We start from the raw sequence: 16,402 nt of genomic DNA, 5'->3' as shown, positions 1-16,402 counted from the left end.
ACAGGTCCGATATGACCTTTGGGCTTGCGATCTGCGGCCTTCGCGGGAACAATCGAAAGCAATGATTGGTGATTTGATTTTCCTGTTGGAGCTTTTCGTATGAATGGCCCTGTTTTCCGCGCCATCTTTCGAACCCTCAAAACCTGTGCCCTGAGTTTTTTTGTTCTTGTAGCTTTGCATCCCGGATCCGGCAGAGCGCAATCCGCCCCGCCGACCGTCGTTGATTTCTGGGTCAAGTCCGACACTTTGTTTCTAGAGTTGAAATGGAATGCCGAGGCCATGTTAACCGGGAACAATCCCGCGCAGCCCGCGGCGTTTTCCGACGATCCAAACTACAAATCCTTGCGGCGACTGGTTTCCTCTGAACTGGAACCCCAGATCAGAGAGTTCGTTCAGCTCTGGAAACATAATCTTATCGTGGAGGCACCAGAGCGATTGAGTTTGTCTTATGAAGGTGTGCGTATTCCTGTAGTGGGGGATACGGAAAAAGTACGCATTTCCAAACTGTTGCTGACTGCACCTTTACCCGATCAGGTGTCAAACCTGCGTCTGAGCTGGCCGTCAGAAAGCGGACCCATCGTTCTGCGACAGCAAAATGTCGCGGCCCCATACACCGGGTATTTGGCTGCCGGTGAAGCCAGCCCGCTGATCCCCTTGCAAGGCGGGGCGTCTCTGACAACGCAACAAACATTGCAGACATATTTCACAAAAGGGGTCGATCAGTTTCTCCGAAACCCAATTAAGCCATCCATTCTTGTTTTGGCGCTAGTGTTTCTGTCTTTGAAATTGCGCCCAGTGGTATCTCAACTGGTGTTCCTGTCAGCGGGCGCTCTGATCGGGCTTGGGCTGGGTTTGCATGGCGTATTGGATGCAGGAAAAGTGAGCGAGGCCCCGGTTCTGGTGGCTTCGACCATCGTTCTGGCGCTGTGGAACCTGGTTGCCCGGCGATTGCAGGTCTGGCGTTTGTTGGCGGTTCTCGCCATTGGCGGTCTTCAAGGTCTGGTAATTGCCTCGGCCCTGGTCGGGATCGGAGTGCCGCCAGATCATCTGCCCCCGGCCATCTTGGGCTTTGGCGCCGGGAATATTCTGCCGCTTTTTGCCGTGGCCCTTGCCGGGCTTGCTCTGGCGCTTTTGTTTTCTGGCGGCTCACACCGTATACGAGGCCGGGTATCGGTTCTGGCCTCGATGCTGATTGCAGGTGCCGGGGTCTACTGGATAGTCGAGCCTTGGGTGCAGGGTTAAGGCAACGCGGCCAGCAGCGTTTTCAGTGCGCCAAGCGGATCGTCACTGCCCCAGATCTCATCGCCGATGCCAAAGAAATCGGTGCAGGGGGCCAGATCGCGGATCAATTCGGGCGTCAACCCACCTTCGGCCACAACCGGAACCTCGATCATCTCGGACCACCATTGGAACAGGTCCTTTTCGGCGCGGGTCCCATCCCTCAGTTTGGCCGAGCCGACAGGACCGAAAGCCACATAATCCGCCCCGTTTTCACCAGCAGTCATGCCATCATGGCTGGACGCGCCGCAAAAGCTTCCGACGATTGCATCGGCGCCCAGTTCCTTGCGCGCGGTGCGGACCGAGCGTGCAGCATCATCCAGGTGCACCCCGTCCAGCCCCAAACGCTGCGCCAGCAATACATGGTTCGAGATCACGATGGCCACGTCGCGCGAATGGGCGACTTCGCGACAAGCGTCCGCTGCACGGGCGATGGTATCTTCGTCGCTTCCGGCCAACGCGAGGCGGATACAGGCAATCTCGACCCCGTCCAGCACAGTCGCCAGCTTGTTCGTGAACGTGCTCAACTCGATGGTCGGAGGCGTGATCAGGTAAATCTGCGGCTGCTCGGGGGTGTCCATGGGCGCGTCCTTCGGCTTTCAGTCTTTGGCGCGGTTTAGCGGATTGCGGCTGGGAAGCAAACTTTTATGGATCAGAGCCTGCAAATAACGCCCCTGCGCCTTGCCCTGCAAGAGCCTGCCAATTACAGCAGGCCAAGTTTTCTTAAGGTGAGCCATGCCCAGCGACAAACCCCAGCCTTCCTTCGTGCTTGTGCGCCCGCAAATGGGTGAAAACATCGGTGCTGCTGCGCGGGCGATGTGGAACTTTGGGCTTGACCGGATGCGTATCGTGGCCCCGCGTGACGGCTGGCCGAACCCCAAAGCGGTGGCAATGTCCAGCGGCGCAGGGCGCTTGCTGGATGAGGCGCAGCTGTTTGACGACTTGGCCGGGTCGCTGGCCGACAGCACGTTTGTCTTCGCCACGACAGCCCGTCAGCGGGGCTTGACCAAACCTGTCTACAGCCCAGAACACGCAATGAAGATTGCCGCCGGAAAGATCGCGGCAGGCGAGAAGGTTACCGTTCTGTTCGGCCCTGAACGCGCGGGGCTAGAGAATGAAGACATCGCCAAGGCCAACGCGATCATCTCGGTGCCGGTGAACCCGGAATATGCCTCGCTGAACCTTGGTCAATGCGTATTGCTGACCGCCTATGAGTGGATGCGCCAGACCGGGGATGTGGTGCATGAATCGACCGACCTGGGCAAAGGTGACTGGGCCACTGGGATCGAGGTCGAAAAACTTGTCGAGCATTACGAGGATAGGCTGGAGGAGGCGGGGTTCTTCTACCCTCCCGAAAAGGCCGAAGGGATGAAGGTTAACCTGCGCAACCTGTGGTCGCGGATGCGAATGACACGGGCCGATGTGCAGATGTTGCACGGGATCATGCGTCAGATGGTCCGCTGGAAGGATAAAGGCTGAGGCTGGACCTATCTTCACCCAAGCCCTAGCTTGCGACAAAATCAGGACATGAGGACAGCATGAGCGGTAAGCGCAGCATCTTCGAAGAGGTCACGGACACCAAAAAACAACAGGCGGTTCAACCCGGTATGATCGACCGGGGGCGCGGCGGCGCGCGCAATGCGATCCGCGTCTGGCTGATGATCCTGTTTGCTCTGGTCGTTGTGATGATCGCGGTTGGCGGCTTGACGCGCCTGACTGACAGCGGCCTCTCGATCACCGAATGGCGCCCGATCACCGGAGCTTTGCCGCCGATGACCGAAGCGGACTGGCAGGCAGAGTTCGACAAGTACAAGCAGATTGACCAATGGCGCATCCAGAACCAGTGGATGGAACTGGGTGATTTCAAATCCATCTATTGGTGGGAATGGGGCCATCGTCAGTTGGGCCGCATGATCGGTTTGGTCTGGGCCGTTGGATTTCTGACCTTTCTTCTCACCCGCAAGATCCCGACAGGGTGGATGGGAAAGCTGATCGTTCCGGGTCTTCTTGGCGGTCTGCAGGGCGCTGTTGGTTGGTGGATGGTGGCCTCGGGCGTCACCCAGGGTGAAGGCATGACGGCTGTTGCAAGTTACCGTCTGGCAACGCATTTGGGGCTGGCTTTTGTGATCCTGGGAGTCCTGGCCTGGTACATCTTTGAACTCGGCCGGGAAGAACGTGACCTGATGCAGGCGCGCCGGGCCAAAGAGGTCAGGCTGTTTTCATTGTCCACAGGGCTGATGCACTTCGCCTTTTTACAAATACTCATTGGCGCGCTTGTCGCCGGGATCGACGCCGGGCGGTCTTACACCGACTGGCCGCTGATGGGAGGGCAGTTGCTTCCACCGGATGCGACTATGTTGGAGCCGATGTGGCGAAACTTCTTTGAAAGCCCCGGTCTGGTACAGTTCATCCACCGATGTGCAGGGTATCTGCTGTTCATCTTCGCCGTTGTCGTCTGGCGACGTGGCAGCGGCAGCGCGCATCCGCAGACGCGTTTTGCCTTCAACGCTGCTTTCGCCGCGCTTTCGTTACAGGTCGTCGTCGGCATCGTGACCGTGGTTTACGGCGCGCCATGGCAGGTCGCTATCTTCCACCAGTTTATGGCCGTCATCGTTTGGACGCTGATCCTGCGCGCGCGGTTCCTCACGGCTTATCCAATCGCAACATCTGTGCGCGGAGTTTGAAATTATGACCGCTTTCAATGAACTGATGACCTTTCAGCGGGAAACTTCGGCTTTGGGCCAGATCGCCGGTCGGCTTGGCTGGGACCAGGAAACCGTTATGCCGCGCGGCGCTGCGCCACAGCGCGCCGAAGAAATGGCAGCTATCGAATCTGTCCTGCACGCACGTCGTTCTGATCCTCGTGTTGCCGAATGGCTGGATCAGGCCGCGCCTCAGGATGAGGTCGGCAAGGCGCAGATGCGTGAAATCCGGCGCGCATATGATCGCGCGGTGAAGGTGCCTGCCGATCTGGCGACGGCGATTGCCCGTGTGACATCCGCTGCGCAGGGAAAGTGGGCGCAGGCGCGCGCGGACGAAGATGTCTCGGCCTTTCTTCCGGTTCTGGAAGAGGTCGTATCGCTGAAACGACAGGAAGGCGAGGCGCTGGCGCAAGGGGGCGACGTATACGACGCCATGGTCGAAGATTACGAGCCTTACACGACCAGCGCACAGATTGCGGATATCTTCGACCAGATGCGCCCACGACTGGTGGCCCTGCGCGCCGCTGTGCTGGAGCGGCCCGAGCCCGCTGCCCTGAACCGCAGTTTTGATGAGCAGACCCAGATGCGTCTGACACAAAAACTGGCGGTCGCCTTTGGCTATGACCTGAACAATGGCCGCGTGGACAAGGCGGTTCACCCGTTCAGTTCAGGCAGTGGTCTTGATGTCCGCATCACCACGCGAACCAGCGAAACGGACCCGTTCAATTGTTTCTATTCCACCATTCACGAGGTGGGCCACGCCGCCTATGAACAGGGGATCGACAGGAAATACCTGCTGACACCGCTCGGGTCTGGTGTGTCGATGGGCGTGCATGAAAGTCAAAGCCGGATCTACGAAAACCAGTTGGGTCGGTCGCGGGCCTTTACCGGTTGGTTGTTCGAACAAATGAAAGAGGCGTTCGGCGAGTTCGGCATTGCCGATCCGGATGCGTTTTATGCGACGGTCAACCGCGTCCATAACGGCTATATCCGCACCGAGGCGGATGAGGTTCAATACAATCTGCACATCATGCTGCGGTTTGATCTGGAACGCGCGCTGATGGCCGGAGACTTGCAGGTCGGCGATCTGGAAGCCGCCTGGAATGATCGGTTCAAGGCAGATTTCGGTTATGCGGTCGACAAGCCCTCGAACGGTTGTTTGCAGGATGTGCATTGGTCGGTTGGGTTGTTCGGTTACTTCCCGACATACTCGCTGGGCAATGTCTATGCTGGGTGCCTCTATCAGGCTTTGCGCGGTTCAGAGCCCGATCTTGATGCGCAACTGGCTCGCGGCGACACCACCGGTGCAACCGGCTGGTTGCGCGAGCATGTGCAGCAGCATGGCGGCCTTTATGCGCCGCGCGAGGTGATTGCCCGTGCCAGCGGTGTTGAACCCGGACCGGACCCATTGCTAAGCTATCTTGAGGCCAAGTTCGGCGCGCTCTACGATTTGTGAGTTTCCGAATTGCCTCCCAAGCGTTAGAATCGGTGCACCGATACCATCGCCTGGGAGGCAACGATGACCGGAAAAGCCCGCAAGAAAGCCAGTGATTTTGATCCGCGTATCCTCGAGATATTCGACGGATATGTGCACGGCACGATGTCCAAGCGTGAGTTCATCTCAAAAGCCGGTAAATACACGGCTGCCGGAATGACAGGCGCAATGATTCTGGACCAGTTGCAACCCAATTACGCCTGGGCGCAACAGGTGGCCCCGGACGATCCCGCGATCCAAACCATGGTGGTCGCATATGACAGCCCGGATGGGCATAGCGAAACCAGCGGCCTGATGGCGATGCCGGCAAATGCCGAAGGAAAATTGCCAGCGGTACTGGTCGTGCACGAGAACCGGGGTCTAAACCCCTATATCGAGGACGTTGTGCGCCGCGCGGCCAAGGCCGGTTTTCTGGCTTTTGGACCTGATGGGTTGTCGCCCCTTGGCGGCTATCCCGGTACTGATGAAGAAGGGCGAGAAATGCAGCGCTCGATGGACCGGGAAAAGCTGATGGCGGATTTCTTCGCCGCCTTTGAATTCCTTCGTGATCATGAACTTTCGACAGGCAAGGTTGGCGCTGTCGGCTTCTGCTATGGCGGAGGTGTTTGCAACGCGTTGGCCGTAGCCTATCCGGACCTTGCGGCCTCGGTGCCATTCTACGGTCGGCAACCACCAGCCGAAGATGTTCCGTCCATCGAAGCACCTCTTATGATCCACTATGCCGGTCTGGATGAGCGTATCAACGCTGGATGGCCTGCATATTCAGAGGCGTTGAAAGCCAATCAAAAGAAATTCAGCGTGCACTTCTATCCGGACGTCAATCACGGCTTTCACAACGATACGACGCCCAGATATGACGAAGCCGCGGCAAATCTGGCATGGAGCCGGACCATCGCTTTTTTCAATACCTACCTGACATGAACTGAACCCCGGGAACCGTCGAACCGGTGCCCGGGGTTACTGTCATTCTTCCTCGTCGCCCTGATCGGCGATCCACGCGACGCTGACGACTTCTTCGCCCTTGCCGGTATTGAATACCTTCACGCCACCTGCGGAACGTGAGCGGAAAGAGATACCATCGACCGGCACCCGGATAGATTGGCCTTTCGATGTGGCCAGCATGATCTGATCGTCGATCTCGACCGGGAAGGATGCAACCAAGTCCCCGCCGCGCATGGCCTTGTCCATCGCCGCCACACCCATGCCGCCACGTCCGCGCACAGGGTAGTCGTGGCTTGAACTCAACTTGCCTGCACCACCAGCGGTGATAGTGAGGATAAGGTTTTCGGCAGCCGACATCTCGGCGTATTTCTCCTGACTGAAATCGCTGCTTGCTGCGGCTTCCTCGTCTTCACCAGCGTCTTCTTCGGTAAGCCCCGCAACCGCACGCCGCATCTTGAGATAGGCCACACGATCTTCGGGTGTCGCCTCGAAATGACGGATCACGGACATCGAAACGACGCGGTCACCGTTGGTCAGCCTGATCCCCCGGACACCTGTGGATTCCCGCGAGTTGAAGACACGCACGTCAGTTGTCCGGAAGCGGATCGCGCGGCCGGAATTGGTGACCAGCATCACGTCTTCGTCTTCCGAACAGATGCGCGCATTCACCAGTTCAATGCCGTCGGGCAGCTTCATGGCAATCTTGCCGTTACGCCGGACATTGGTGAAGTCCGACAACCGGTTACGACGCACGTCACCTGCGCTGGTGGCAAAGACGATCTGGAGGTTTTCCCATTCCTCGTCCGGTACATCCACGGGCATGATCGCGGCGATGGAAACGCCAGTTGGGATCGGAAGGATATTGACGATGGCCTTACCTTTGCCGGTGCGTCCGGATTGGGGCAAGCGCCAGGTCTTGAGCTTGTAGACCATCCCGTCCGTCGTGAAGAACAGCAGCTGTGTATGGGTGTTTGCAACGAAGAGGTTGGTCACAACGTCCTCTTCCTTGGTCTGCATCCCCGACAGGCCCTTGCCACCGCGTTTCTGGGCGCGGAAATCTGCCAGCGGCGTGCGTTTGATGTACCCGCCCGAAGTGACGGTCACGACCATGTCTTCACGCTCGATCAGGTCTTCGTCTTCCATGTCACCGGACCAGTCGACGATCTCAGTGCGGCGGTCGACCGCGAACTGTTCACGCACGCTGCGCAACTCATCAGCGATGATGCTCATGATCCGTTCGCGCGAGGACAGAATATCAAGGTATTCCTTGATCTTGGCCGCCAGTTCTTCCAGCTCGTCCGTAACCTCTTTGACACCCAGTTGGGTCAGGCGTTGCAAGCGCAACTCCAGAATGGCACGGGCCTGAACCTCAGTCAGATTATAGGTGCCATCGTCATTCATCTTGGACAGAGGATCATCGATCAGGCGCAAATAGCCTTCGATGTCGGAGGCAGGCCAGCGACGGGTCATCAGTTTTTCGCGGGCCTCGGCGGCGTCCGCCGACGACCGGATCGTTGCGACCACTTCATCGACATTGGACACGGCCACAGCCAGACCACACAGGATGTGGCTGCGTTCGCGCGCCTTGCGCAGGTCATAGGCCGTACGGCGGGCAACGACATCTTCACGGAAGTCGATGAACGAGGTCAGGAACCGGCGCAGGGTCAGCTGTTCGGGGCGGCCACCATTCAACGCCAGCATATTGCAGCCAAAGGAGGTCTGCATCGGCGAAAAGCGGTAGAGCTGGTTCAGCACCACCTCGGGCGTCGCATCGCGCTTGAGCTCGACCACAACGCGTACGCCGTTGCGGTCGGATTCGTCCTGTACATGGGCCACGCCTTCGATCCGCTTCTCGCGCACGGCCTCGGCGATCTTTTCAATCATCGCGGCCTTGTTCACCTGATAGGGAATCTCGTCGACAACGATGGCATAGCGGTCCTTGCGGATTTCTTCCACCCGGGTCTTGGCGCGGATGATGACGCTGCCGCGGCCCTCCAGATAGGCCTTACGCGCACCTGAGCGCCCAAGCATCACACCGCCGGTTGGAAAGTCGGGGCCGGGGACGTATTCGATCAACTGTTCTGATGTAAGGTCGGGATCGTCGATCAGCGCCAGAGTCGCATCGACTACTTCGCCAAGGTTGTGCGGTGGAATGTTTGTCGCCATCCCCACGGCGATACCTCCGGCACCATTGACCAGCATGTTCGGGAAACGGGCCGGCAGAACTGTCGGTTCCCGGTCCTTGCCGTCATAGTTGTCCTGAAAATCGACCGTTTCTTTTTCGATATCAGCCAACAGGGAAGCGGCGGGCTTGTCCATCCGCACTTCGGTATACCGCATAGCCGCCGGGTTATCGCCGTCCATCGAGCCAAAGTTGCCCTGACCATCCAGCAGCGGCAGAGACATCGAGAAATCCTGCGCCATCCGCACCAGTGCGTCATAGATCGCACTGTCACCATGCGGGTGGTACTTACCCATCACGTCGCCCACCGGGCGTGCCGATTTGCGGTACGCCTTATCGTGCGTGTTCCCCGTCTCGTGCATTGCATAAAGGATACGCCGGTGCACCGGTTTCAGCCCGTCGCGCAAATCAGGGATCGCGCGGCTGACGATGACCGACATGGCATAGTCCAGATAGGACGTGCGCATTTCGGATTCGATGGAAACCGTCGGGCCGTCATAGACTGGGCGCTCGGGCGGGGTTTCATCCATGTTTTCAGGAATTTCTGGCGTATCGCTCACGTAAACTGCCCGTGTCTTGTTCTGGGTCTATATCTTGTGGGTGTATCTTATCAGACCCGGCACATAAGGTGCAAGCAAGCAGCGCCTTTACGGGGAAATTCCCCGGTAATACTCAAGTAACATATTGTTATATAAGTATTAGAAGGTTTTCGTGGTATCTTGAGCAGGCCTTGTATCAAACAGGAGGTCTGCATGAATCCAAGCGAAACCGAATTGATGCTCAAGGGGTACGGGCTGACGACGGCGGAGTTTTTCTATCATATGCCAGACTATATCCACGTCTTGAACACGTTCATCTGGCAGGATTACGACCTTGCGCCGGATCATCCGAAGTTGTTCAAATTCATCGACTTCTGGCAGCGCGAAATCGAAGGCCCGCTGCATTCCGTCAAATTCACCCATCGCAAAATGATCGCACCGGGTGAGTGGCGCAACATGGTAGGAGAGTTTCGTGTGAACTGAGCGAGGGACAGGCGCAGTTTCCGTTGGTGCATGCTCTTCAAACAATGAACCGAAGCGGTCGGCGCGTGTCTGATGATGCGTCTGAAATGAAATCAGGAACTTCCTGACCCAATCAGCCAGAACAACTGGCGCCGCCCAGCACGCAGAATTTGGCACAGTGGGGGTGGTTCAGGTGAACGTCAGCCTCGGATTCGGCCAGAGAATGACCCATCTCGAACTCCGGCTCGTAGGGCAGCAGGGTGCAGGCCAACACGGCAGGCCGGTCAGCGCCTTTCCGTTTCACCACCATGCGGGCGCTGGCACACATCAATGCATCGGGTGACTTACTCAGTATTCCCCAGCAAGCCGTTGTAATCTCGGGTACTTCGACAGTTTCGTCCATCTCGGGAAACAGGACGGTCTGTGCCGGGTTATGCGGGTCAATGTCAAAGCCGTGATCTGAAAAGAATGCGGCGTAACCCGCGCGACTTTCCGTGTCAGACTCATCCCAAACGGTGCGTCCGGCGACAGCCATGTTAAAGCCGTGATCGCGCAGCCACTTCATACCCGTCAGGGTTTTTTCAAAGCTTCCTTTGCCGCGTTCAAGGTCGTGCAGTTCTGCCCGGTAATGATCTACGGAAACACGCAGGGTCATCTTGTCATTGAATGTCTTTTGCAATGCCAGCAGCCCGTCGCGCATCTTGCGGCGCATCATCGGGGCCATCGCGTTGGTCAGAATCAGCACTTCGTACCCACGCTCCAGCGCGTCGCGTGTCATGTCGATCATCTCGGGGTTCATGAAGGGCTCGCCGCCCGTAAAACCAATTTCACGCACCGGCCAATTGCGGGCTTTGATCTGATCAAGATAGTCACGAACCTCGTCCGCAGTGATATAAACCAGCGCGTCATTGGTCGGGCTGCTGGCGATATAGCAGTTGACGCATTCAATATTGCACAGCGTGCCGGTATTGAACCACAGCGTCTGAGGGTTGGTAAGGGAAACCTTTGCGCGGGTCTGGCCGTCGGCCGTTACCAGTTTACGCTGAAACTTGCCGACATTGGCAAGCTGAGGGGCGTTGTCTTTCATTCCCACATCCGGTTCGTTGAAGTTGTCGAACTGATCTAGCCCTTTGTCGCGGGTTTGGTAAGTCTGGCACAGGGGTTCTGACAGAGTTTTGAACAGCGAGATTTATTGAATTTTGGTTGCGCTAACATTGGACATGCTGGAAGTGTCAGGGTAAGGACAACTCATGGTTTCACGTGTCATCCCTGTTGATCCATTTGATCTGATCATTTTCGGCGGCACCGGTGATCTGGCGCAGCGCAAAATCCTGCCTGCGCTTTACCGTCGGTATTGTGCGGGTCAGTGGCACGAGGATGCCCGGATAATAGCAGCCGCGCGTGCCGGTCATTCGGCGGATGATTTTCGAAACATGGTAGCTGCGTCGCTGCATCGGCACGCTTCGGAACGGGCGCAGGATTCGCAAGCCCTGAACCATTTCCTGCAACGGGTCGACTATGTGTCGCTGGATGCCCTGACGACGGATGGTTGGGATGTACTGAGTGAAAAACTATCGCCCGACCGGGTTCGCGCTTTCTATTTCTCAGTCGGTCCCAGCCTGTTCGGACCATTGGCCCAGCGGGTTAGGGCGTATGATCTGGTGACAGAAGAAACCCGTATTGTGGTCGAAAAGCCGTTTGGACATGATTTGGCGAGCGCACGGGAGTTGAATGCAACACTGGCCGCGCATTTTGATGAAAATCAGATTTACCGTATCGACCATTATCTGGGCAAGGAAACCGTCCAGAATCTGATGGCGGTCCGGTTTGGCAATATGCTGTTCGAACCGCTGTGGAACAGCCAGTATGTCGACCATATCCAGATAACGGTTGCGGAAACTGTTGGTGTCGCAGGGCGCGAAGACTATTATGAGCGGGCGGGTGCGATGCGGGACATGGTGCAGAACCACTTGATGCAGCTGCTCTGCCTGATTGCGATGGAACCTCCGGCCAAGTTTGATCCTGACGCAGTTCGGGATGAAAAGCTTAAAGTGATCCGGGCGCTTGATCCGGTTGAACCGCACCACATCGTGCGGGGGCAGTTTGCGGTCGGTCCAGACGGGCCGGGGTACCGGGACTGCGTTGGCAATCCGCGATCAACCACCGAAAGCTATGTGGCGTTGAAGGCCCATATCAGCAATTGGCGTTGGGCAGGTACGCCGTTCTACCTGCGCACCGGTAAGCGTCTGGTGGCGCGCTCGTCGGTGATCAACGTGATGTTCAAGGACGCGCCGCATTCGATATTCGGGGAAGAGGCGGGGCGCCATGCAAATACGTTGTCGATCCGGTTGCAGCCGAACGAGGGGATCACGCTGAAGGTGACGATCAAGGAACCCGGGCAGGGGGGGATGCGACTGATCGACGTTCCCTTGGACATGAGCTTTGCCGAAGCCCTGGGCCCCGAAAATCAGGACCCGCCAGATGCGTATGAACGCCTGGTGATGGACGTGATCCGCGGAAACCAGACCCTGTTCATGCGCGGGGATGAGGTCGAGGCCGCCTGGGCCTGGACCGATCCGATCATCGCCGGATGGTTGGCACGTGGGGATGTGCCCAAGCCTTATGACAGCGGCAGCACGGGGCCGGGCGACGCCGAACTTCTGATGAAACGTGACGGACGTCACTGGCAAGGGATAAAGCCATGAAAATTCAGGAATATGCTGATCGCGAAATGCTTGCCATCGACGTGGCCAACGTGCTGGCGGGCGACCTTGAGGCCGCATTGCTGCACCATGATACCGTTGCAATGGCCGTTCCTGGGGGAACAACTCCGGGCCCTGTTTTTGATAGCCTGTGTGCCGCTGATCTTGAATGGGATCGTGTGCGTGTGTTGCCGACGGATGAACGCTGTGTGCCAGCAGATCATGACCGCTCGAACGAACGTTTGATCCGCGAAAGGTTGCTGACCAGCCGGGCCTCTGTGGCACAATACATTCCGCTTTATGTCCCTGATTCAGAACCTGAGGCAGCGTTGCCCGAAATCGAGTCGCTGATTGCGCCGGTATTGCCATTGTCGGTGCTGGTACTAGGAATGGGCGAAGACATGCACACGGCCTCATTGTTTCCGGGAATGGAAGGGCTGGACGAGGCATTGCGCAGTGATGCACCTACGTTGATCGTCGCCCGGACCGAAACGCAGCCAGAGGCGCGAATTTCCTTGACCGCTCCGGTCCTGGACGGGGCGCTGTCGAAACATCTGATCATCTATGGACAGGCAAAACGCGCCGTTCTTGAAAAAGCCATGTCGCTACCACCGGAAGAGGCACCGATCGCCGCAGTTCTTGGTGGCATGACCGTACACTGGGCGGAGTAAAGCAATGCATCTGGATGCTTTGAAAACACTGGCTCAGACGACAAGTGACCGTCGTATCCTTGACCTGTTTGCGGCAGATGCAAACCGGGCCGAAGTATTTTCAGCCTCAACCGGGGATGTGGTATTCGACTATTCAAAAACACAGATCGATGATGTGGTGCGATCCGCGCTCATTCAATTGTGTGCAGAGGCTGGTCTTGCGTCTCGGCGTGATGCGATGTTCGCGGGCGAGAAGATCAACGAGACCGAAGGGCGCGCGGTGTTGCACACGGCCTTGCGCAACCTTGATGGCGGGCCGGTTGAAGTGGACGGTCAGGACGTTATGCCCGAGGTTCTGGATACGCTGCAACGGATGCGCGTGTTCGCTGAGGAGGTGCGTGGCGGTGCTATCGCTGGAGCGGGGGGCAACTTTACCGATGTGGTCAATATCGGCATCGGCGGGTCAGACCTCGGCCCTGTCATGGCCACATTGGCGCTGGCACCTTATCACGATGGACCACGGGTGCATTACGTCTCGAACGTGGATGGGGCGCATATCGCGGATACGTTGCGGCAGCTCGACCCGACGCGCACGCTGGTCATTGTCGCCTCAAAAACCTTCACCACAATCGAAACAATGACCAATGCACGCACCGCCCGCGCGTGGATGTCCGAAGGCGGGGGCGATCCGTCGCGCCAGTTTGCCGCCGTTTCCAGCGCTTTGGACAAGACGAAAGCCTTCGGTATTCCCGAGGCGCATGTCTTCGGATTCGCCGATTGGGTCGGTGGGCGTTATTCGGTTTGGGGGCCGGTCGGCTTGCCGGTCATGATTGCTGTTGGTTCAAACGCATTTGACGCGTTTTTACGCGGCGGGCAGGCGATGGACCTGCACTTCCGCTCGGCTGACTGGGATGAAAACATGCCTGTGATGCTGGCATTGGTTGGCATCTGGCATCGTCAGGTTCTGGGGCATACAAGTCGTGCGGTGCTGCCTTATGACCAGCGCCTTTTGCGTCTGCCCGCTTATTTCCAGCAGTTGGAAATGGAATCGAATGGCAAATCCGTGGCGATGGAAGGCTCAACCCTCGCAATGCCTTCAGGTCCTGTCGTCTGGGGTGAGCCGGGCACCAATGGACAACACGCGTTTTACCAGCTGATCCATCAGGGTACGGATGTCATTCCCTGCGAATTCATGGTTGCGGCCGAGGGGCATGAACCCGAACTGACCCATCACCACCGTCTGCTTTTGGCCAATTGTCTGGCGCAGTCCGAGGCCCTGATGCGTGGCCGTTCGTTCGAAGAAGCGCGTCAGCGTATGGCGCAGCAGGGGTATCTGGGGGATGAACTTGATCGACAGGCCCGGCACCGGGTTTTCCCCGGCAATCGTCCCTCGACAACATTGATTTACCCCAAACTCACACCGTTTGTGTTGGGTCAGATTATTGCGCTTTACGAACACCGGGTGTTTGTCGAAGGCGTGTTGCTGGGCATCAACTCTTTCGACCAGTGGGGGGTTGAGCTGGGCAAGGAACTGGCCAACTCGCTTGGCCCCATCGTGGATGGCGAAGAAAGCGCCGAGGGCAAGGATGGGTCGACCGCAGCATTGGTCGCCTACGCGCTGAAACACCGGGATTAGGCGACGGGATGTATTCCGCTACCGGTGTGGGTTGCATTCTTTTATTGTCAGACAATTAAATGATTGGCAGGGTTCCTTATAGGAAACGGCTGGACTGACGTGACGGGGAACACCCCTGCCTGTCTGTGCCAGACGGAACAGGCAGGGGCCAGGCAAGGTCCCGCCCATGACGGGAGGATGTCCATGCTGGGACAGATGATGACACAGCCTTTGCTGATTTCGTCGCTGATTGATCACGCACAGCGTTACCACGGTCAGACCGAGATTTTCTCGGTCGAAACGGATGGATCAGTGACAGAAACCAATTGGTCCGAGATAGCCGTGAACGCCCGGCGTTTGGCGTCGGCCCTGACGCAGCTGGGTCTGGAGCCGCAGGACAGGGTCGGGACGCTGGCCTGGAACAATCGTCGGCATCTGGAGATCTATTATGCCACCTCGGGTGCGGGATATGTCTGTCACACGGTCAATCCGAGGCTTTTTCCTGAACAACTGACGTATATCATCAACCATGCTCAGGATCGGGTGTTGTTCTTTGATGCAACCTTCGTCCCGCTGGTTGCCGCTTTGCACGGTGCGCTGACGGATGTTCGCCATTTTGTTCTGATGGGCCCCCGCAATGATGACGCTGCAGCAAAGATACCCGACCTGAAATTTTATGATGAGCTGATCGAAACCGGTGACGCGGCCTTTGATTGGCCTGAACTGGATGAAAACACCGCGTCAGGGCTGTGTTACACGTCGGGTACAACCGGCCATCCCAAGGGGGTTCTTTATTCCCACAGATCGACGGTCCTGCACAGTTTCGCGTCGAATACGCGCGACGTGATAGGCTTTTCGGCGATGGATGTCGTGATGCCCGTCGTTCCTATGTTCCACGTTAATGCATGGGGCTCGCCTTATGCCTGCGCCATGTCCGGATCGCGACTGGTTTTACCCGGCCCGGATTTGCATGGCGAGGCGCTGGTCAATCTGATCGACACCTATGGCGTGACGCTGGCCATGGGGGTGCCAACCATCTGGCAGGGACTGTTGGCGCATGCGGCCAAATGCGGGACGAGTTTGAAAAGCCTCAAACGGACCGTGATTGGAGGTGCCGCTTGCCCACCTTCGATGATGGAGACTTTCCGGAATAAATATGGCGTAGATACGGTACATGCGTGGGGAATGAGCGAGATGAGCCCACTTGGTACGGCCAACTACCCATTGGCCAAACATCTGGTGCTGCCGCTTGAAGAACAACACCTTATCCGTCTGAGTCAGGGTCGGCCACCGTTTGGGGTTGAACTGAAAATCGTGGATGATGATGGCAAAGATCTGCCACATGACGGTGAAACGCAGGGCGATCTGATGGTGCGAGGGCATTGGGTACTGGACAGCTATTTCCTGATGCAGGATCAGGATCTGTTGCAAGACGGTTGGTTCGCCACAGGCGATGTCGCAACGCTGGACGCCGATGGTTACATGACCATCCGGGATCGATCCAAGGACATCATCAAGTCCGGAGGGGAGTGGATCAGCTCGGTCGAACTTGAAAATATCGCTGTTGCGCATCCGAAACTGGCAACTGCCGCCGTGGTCGGTGTTCCGCATCCGAAATGGGACGAACGCCCCTTGCTAGTTGCAGTAAGGGCCGAGGGCGAAAACCCAAGCGAAAAGGAACTTCTGGCCTTCTTCGAAGGGAAAATTGCCAAATGGCAGATTCCGGACAAGGTTGTTTTTGTTGACGCGCTGCCGCTGAACGCAACCGGAAAGGTGCTGAAACGCAACCTGCGTGCAGATTTCAAGGATGCCCTTGCGGGGTGAGATGTGATCTA

The 16,402-nt window shown here is 57.5% G+C and carries 13 protein-coding genes; 10 read left to right on the top strand and 3 right to left on the bottom strand.

Features of this window, described 5'->3' with window-relative positions:
- Nucleotides 1-99: 99 nt before the first annotated feature.
- Nucleotides 100-1,242: a HupE/UreJ family protein gene (locus tag ACR3E2_RS05585; protein WP_480480725.1), complete on the top strand. Its 1,143-nt coding sequence runs from the start codon at nt 100-102 to the stop codon at nt 1,240-1,242.
- On the opposite strand, the gene ACR3E2_RS05580 is transcribed toward ACR3E2_RS05585, so the two are convergent.
- Nucleotides 1,239-1,859 carry a thiamine phosphate synthase gene (locus tag ACR3E2_RS05580; protein WP_267366340.1) on the bottom strand — a complete coding sequence of 207 codons (621 nt, stop codon included), beginning with the start codon at nt 1,857-1,859 and terminating at the stop codon, nt 1,239-1,241. The two genes, ACR3E2_RS05585 and ACR3E2_RS05580, sit on opposite strands and share 4 nt — an antisense overlap.
- 154 nt (nt 1,860-2,013) lie before the next feature.
- Here ACR3E2_RS05580 and ACR3E2_RS05575 point away from each other — a divergent pair, with 154 nt between their 5' ends.
- From ACR3E2_RS05575 to yghX, 4 genes are all read left to right on the top strand, one after another.
- The gene (locus tag ACR3E2_RS05575) at nt 2,014-2,757 is read left to right on the top strand and encodes an RNA methyltransferase (RefSeq protein WP_480480728.1); all 744 of its coding nucleotides are present in this window, start codon (nt 2,014-2,016) and stop codon (nt 2,755-2,757) included.
- Between the two features lie 59 nt (nt 2,758-2,816).
- Nucleotides 2,817-3,962 carry a heme A synthase gene (ctaA, locus tag ACR3E2_RS05570; protein WP_480480730.1) on the top strand — a complete coding sequence of 382 codons (1,146 nt, stop codon included), beginning with the start codon at nt 2,817-2,819 and terminating at the stop codon, nt 3,960-3,962.
- Between the two features lie 4 nt (nt 3,963-3,966).
- Nucleotides 3,967-5,436 (top strand): carboxypeptidase M32, encoded by a 1,470-nt coding sequence (locus ACR3E2_RS05565; protein WP_480480732.1) that lies wholly within the window; start codon nt 3,967-3,969, stop codon nt 5,434-5,436.
- 63 nt (nt 5,437-5,499) lie between these two features.
- Nucleotides 5,500-6,396 carry a YghX family hydrolase gene (yghX, locus tag ACR3E2_RS05560; RefSeq protein ID WP_480480733.1) on the top strand — a complete coding sequence of 299 codons (897 nt, stop codon included), beginning with the start codon at nt 5,500-5,502 and terminating at the stop codon, nt 6,394-6,396.
- 42 nt (nt 6,397-6,438) lie between these two features.
- On the opposite strand, the gene gyrA is transcribed toward yghX, so the two are convergent.
- On the bottom strand, nt 6,439-9,159 hold the full coding sequence (gyrA, locus tag ACR3E2_RS05555; protein WP_480480735.1) for a DNA gyrase subunit A: 2,721 nt from the start codon (nt 9,157-9,159) through the stop codon (nt 6,439-6,441).
- A 192-nt stretch (nt 9,160-9,351) separates the two neighbouring features.
- Between gyrA and ACR3E2_RS05550 the strand changes: the two genes are divergently transcribed.
- Nucleotides 9,352-9,621 (top strand): usg protein, encoded by a 270-nt coding sequence (locus tag ACR3E2_RS05550; RefSeq protein ID WP_267366492.1) that lies wholly within the window; start codon nt 9,352-9,354, stop codon nt 9,619-9,621.
- Between the two features lie 112 nt (nt 9,622-9,733).
- Here ACR3E2_RS05550 and ACR3E2_RS05545 read toward each other — a convergent pair whose 3' ends face one another.
- Nucleotides 9,734-10,687, bottom strand: coding sequence for a radical SAM protein (locus ACR3E2_RS05545; RefSeq protein ID WP_480480738.1), 954 nt, complete (start codon nt 10,685-10,687; stop codon nt 9,734-9,736).
- A gap of 163 nt (nt 10,688-10,850) precedes the next feature.
- Here ACR3E2_RS05545 and zwf point away from each other — a divergent pair, with 163 nt between their 5' ends.
- The 4 genes from zwf to ACR3E2_RS05525 all read left to right on the top strand — a co-directional run bounded on the left by zwf (nt 10,851) and on the right by ACR3E2_RS05525 (nt 16,391).
- Nucleotides 10,851-12,305 (top strand): glucose-6-phosphate dehydrogenase, encoded by a 1,455-nt coding sequence (zwf, locus tag ACR3E2_RS05540; protein WP_480480740.1) that lies wholly within the window; start codon nt 10,851-10,853, stop codon nt 12,303-12,305.
- Nucleotides 12,302-12,973 carry a 6-phosphogluconolactonase gene (gene pgl / locus ACR3E2_RS05535; RefSeq protein WP_480480742.1) on the top strand — a complete coding sequence of 224 codons (672 nt, stop codon included), beginning with the start codon at nt 12,302-12,304 and terminating at the stop codon, nt 12,971-12,973. The genes zwf and pgl overlap by 4 nt, the downstream gene beginning before the upstream one ends.
- Nucleotides 12,974-12,977: 4 nt before the next feature.
- Nucleotides 12,978-14,588, top strand: a complete 1,611-nt coding sequence (pgi, locus tag ACR3E2_RS05530; RefSeq protein WP_480480744.1) for a glucose-6-phosphate isomerase — start codon at nt 12,978-12,980, stop codon at nt 14,586-14,588.
- Nucleotides 14,589-14,771: 183 nt separating this feature from the next.
- Nucleotides 14,772-16,391 carry a long-chain-fatty-acid--CoA ligase gene (locus ACR3E2_RS05525; RefSeq protein WP_480480746.1) on the top strand — a complete coding sequence of 540 codons (1,620 nt, stop codon included), beginning with the start codon at nt 14,772-14,774 and terminating at the stop codon, nt 16,389-16,391.
- The last annotated feature ends 11 nt before the right edge of the window (nt 16,392-16,402 follow it).

This window comes from Ruegeria sp. AL7 (assembly GCF_056536105.1).
This window is presented reverse-complemented; position numbering and strand designations above follow the sequence as displayed.

Coding starts and splice junctions, on each gene's coding strand:
- ACR3E2_RS05585 (WP_480480725.1), top strand. CDS start 100: ATGAATGGCCCTGTTTTCCGCGCCATCTTTCGAACCCTCAAAACCTGT.
- ACR3E2_RS05580 (WP_267366340.1), bottom strand. CDS start 1,859: ATGGACACCCCCGAGCAGCCGCAGATTTACCTGATCACGCCTCCGACC.
- ACR3E2_RS05575 (WP_480480728.1), top strand. CDS start 2,014: ATGCCCAGCGACAAACCCCAGCCTTCCTTCGTGCTTGTGCGCCCGCAA.
- ctaA (WP_480480730.1), top strand. CDS start 2,817: ATGAGCGGTAAGCGCAGCATCTTCGAAGAGGTCACGGACACCAAAAAA.
- ACR3E2_RS05565 (WP_480480732.1), top strand. CDS start 3,967: ATGACCGCTTTCAATGAACTGATGACCTTTCAGCGGGAAACTTCGGCT.
- yghX (WP_480480733.1), top strand. CDS start 5,500: ATGACCGGAAAAGCCCGCAAGAAAGCCAGTGATTTTGATCCGCGTATC.
- ACR3E2_RS05550 (WP_267366492.1), top strand. CDS start 9,352: ATGAATCCAAGCGAAACCGAATTGATGCTCAAGGGGTACGGGCTGACG.
- ACR3E2_RS05545 (WP_480480738.1), bottom strand. CDS start 10,687: ATGAAAGACAACGCCCCTCAGCTTGCCAATGTCGGCAAGTTTCAGCGT.
- zwf (WP_480480740.1), top strand. CDS start 10,851: ATGGTTTCACGTGTCATCCCTGTTGATCCATTTGATCTGATCATTTTC.
- pgl (WP_480480742.1), top strand. CDS start 12,302: ATGAAAATTCAGGAATATGCTGATCGCGAAATGCTTGCCATCGACGTG.
- pgi (WP_480480744.1), top strand. CDS start 12,978: ATGCATCTGGATGCTTTGAAAACACTGGCTCAGACGACAAGTGACCGT.
- ACR3E2_RS05525 (WP_480480746.1), top strand. CDS start 14,772: ATGCTGGGACAGATGATGACACAGCCTTTGCTGATTTCGTCGCTGATT.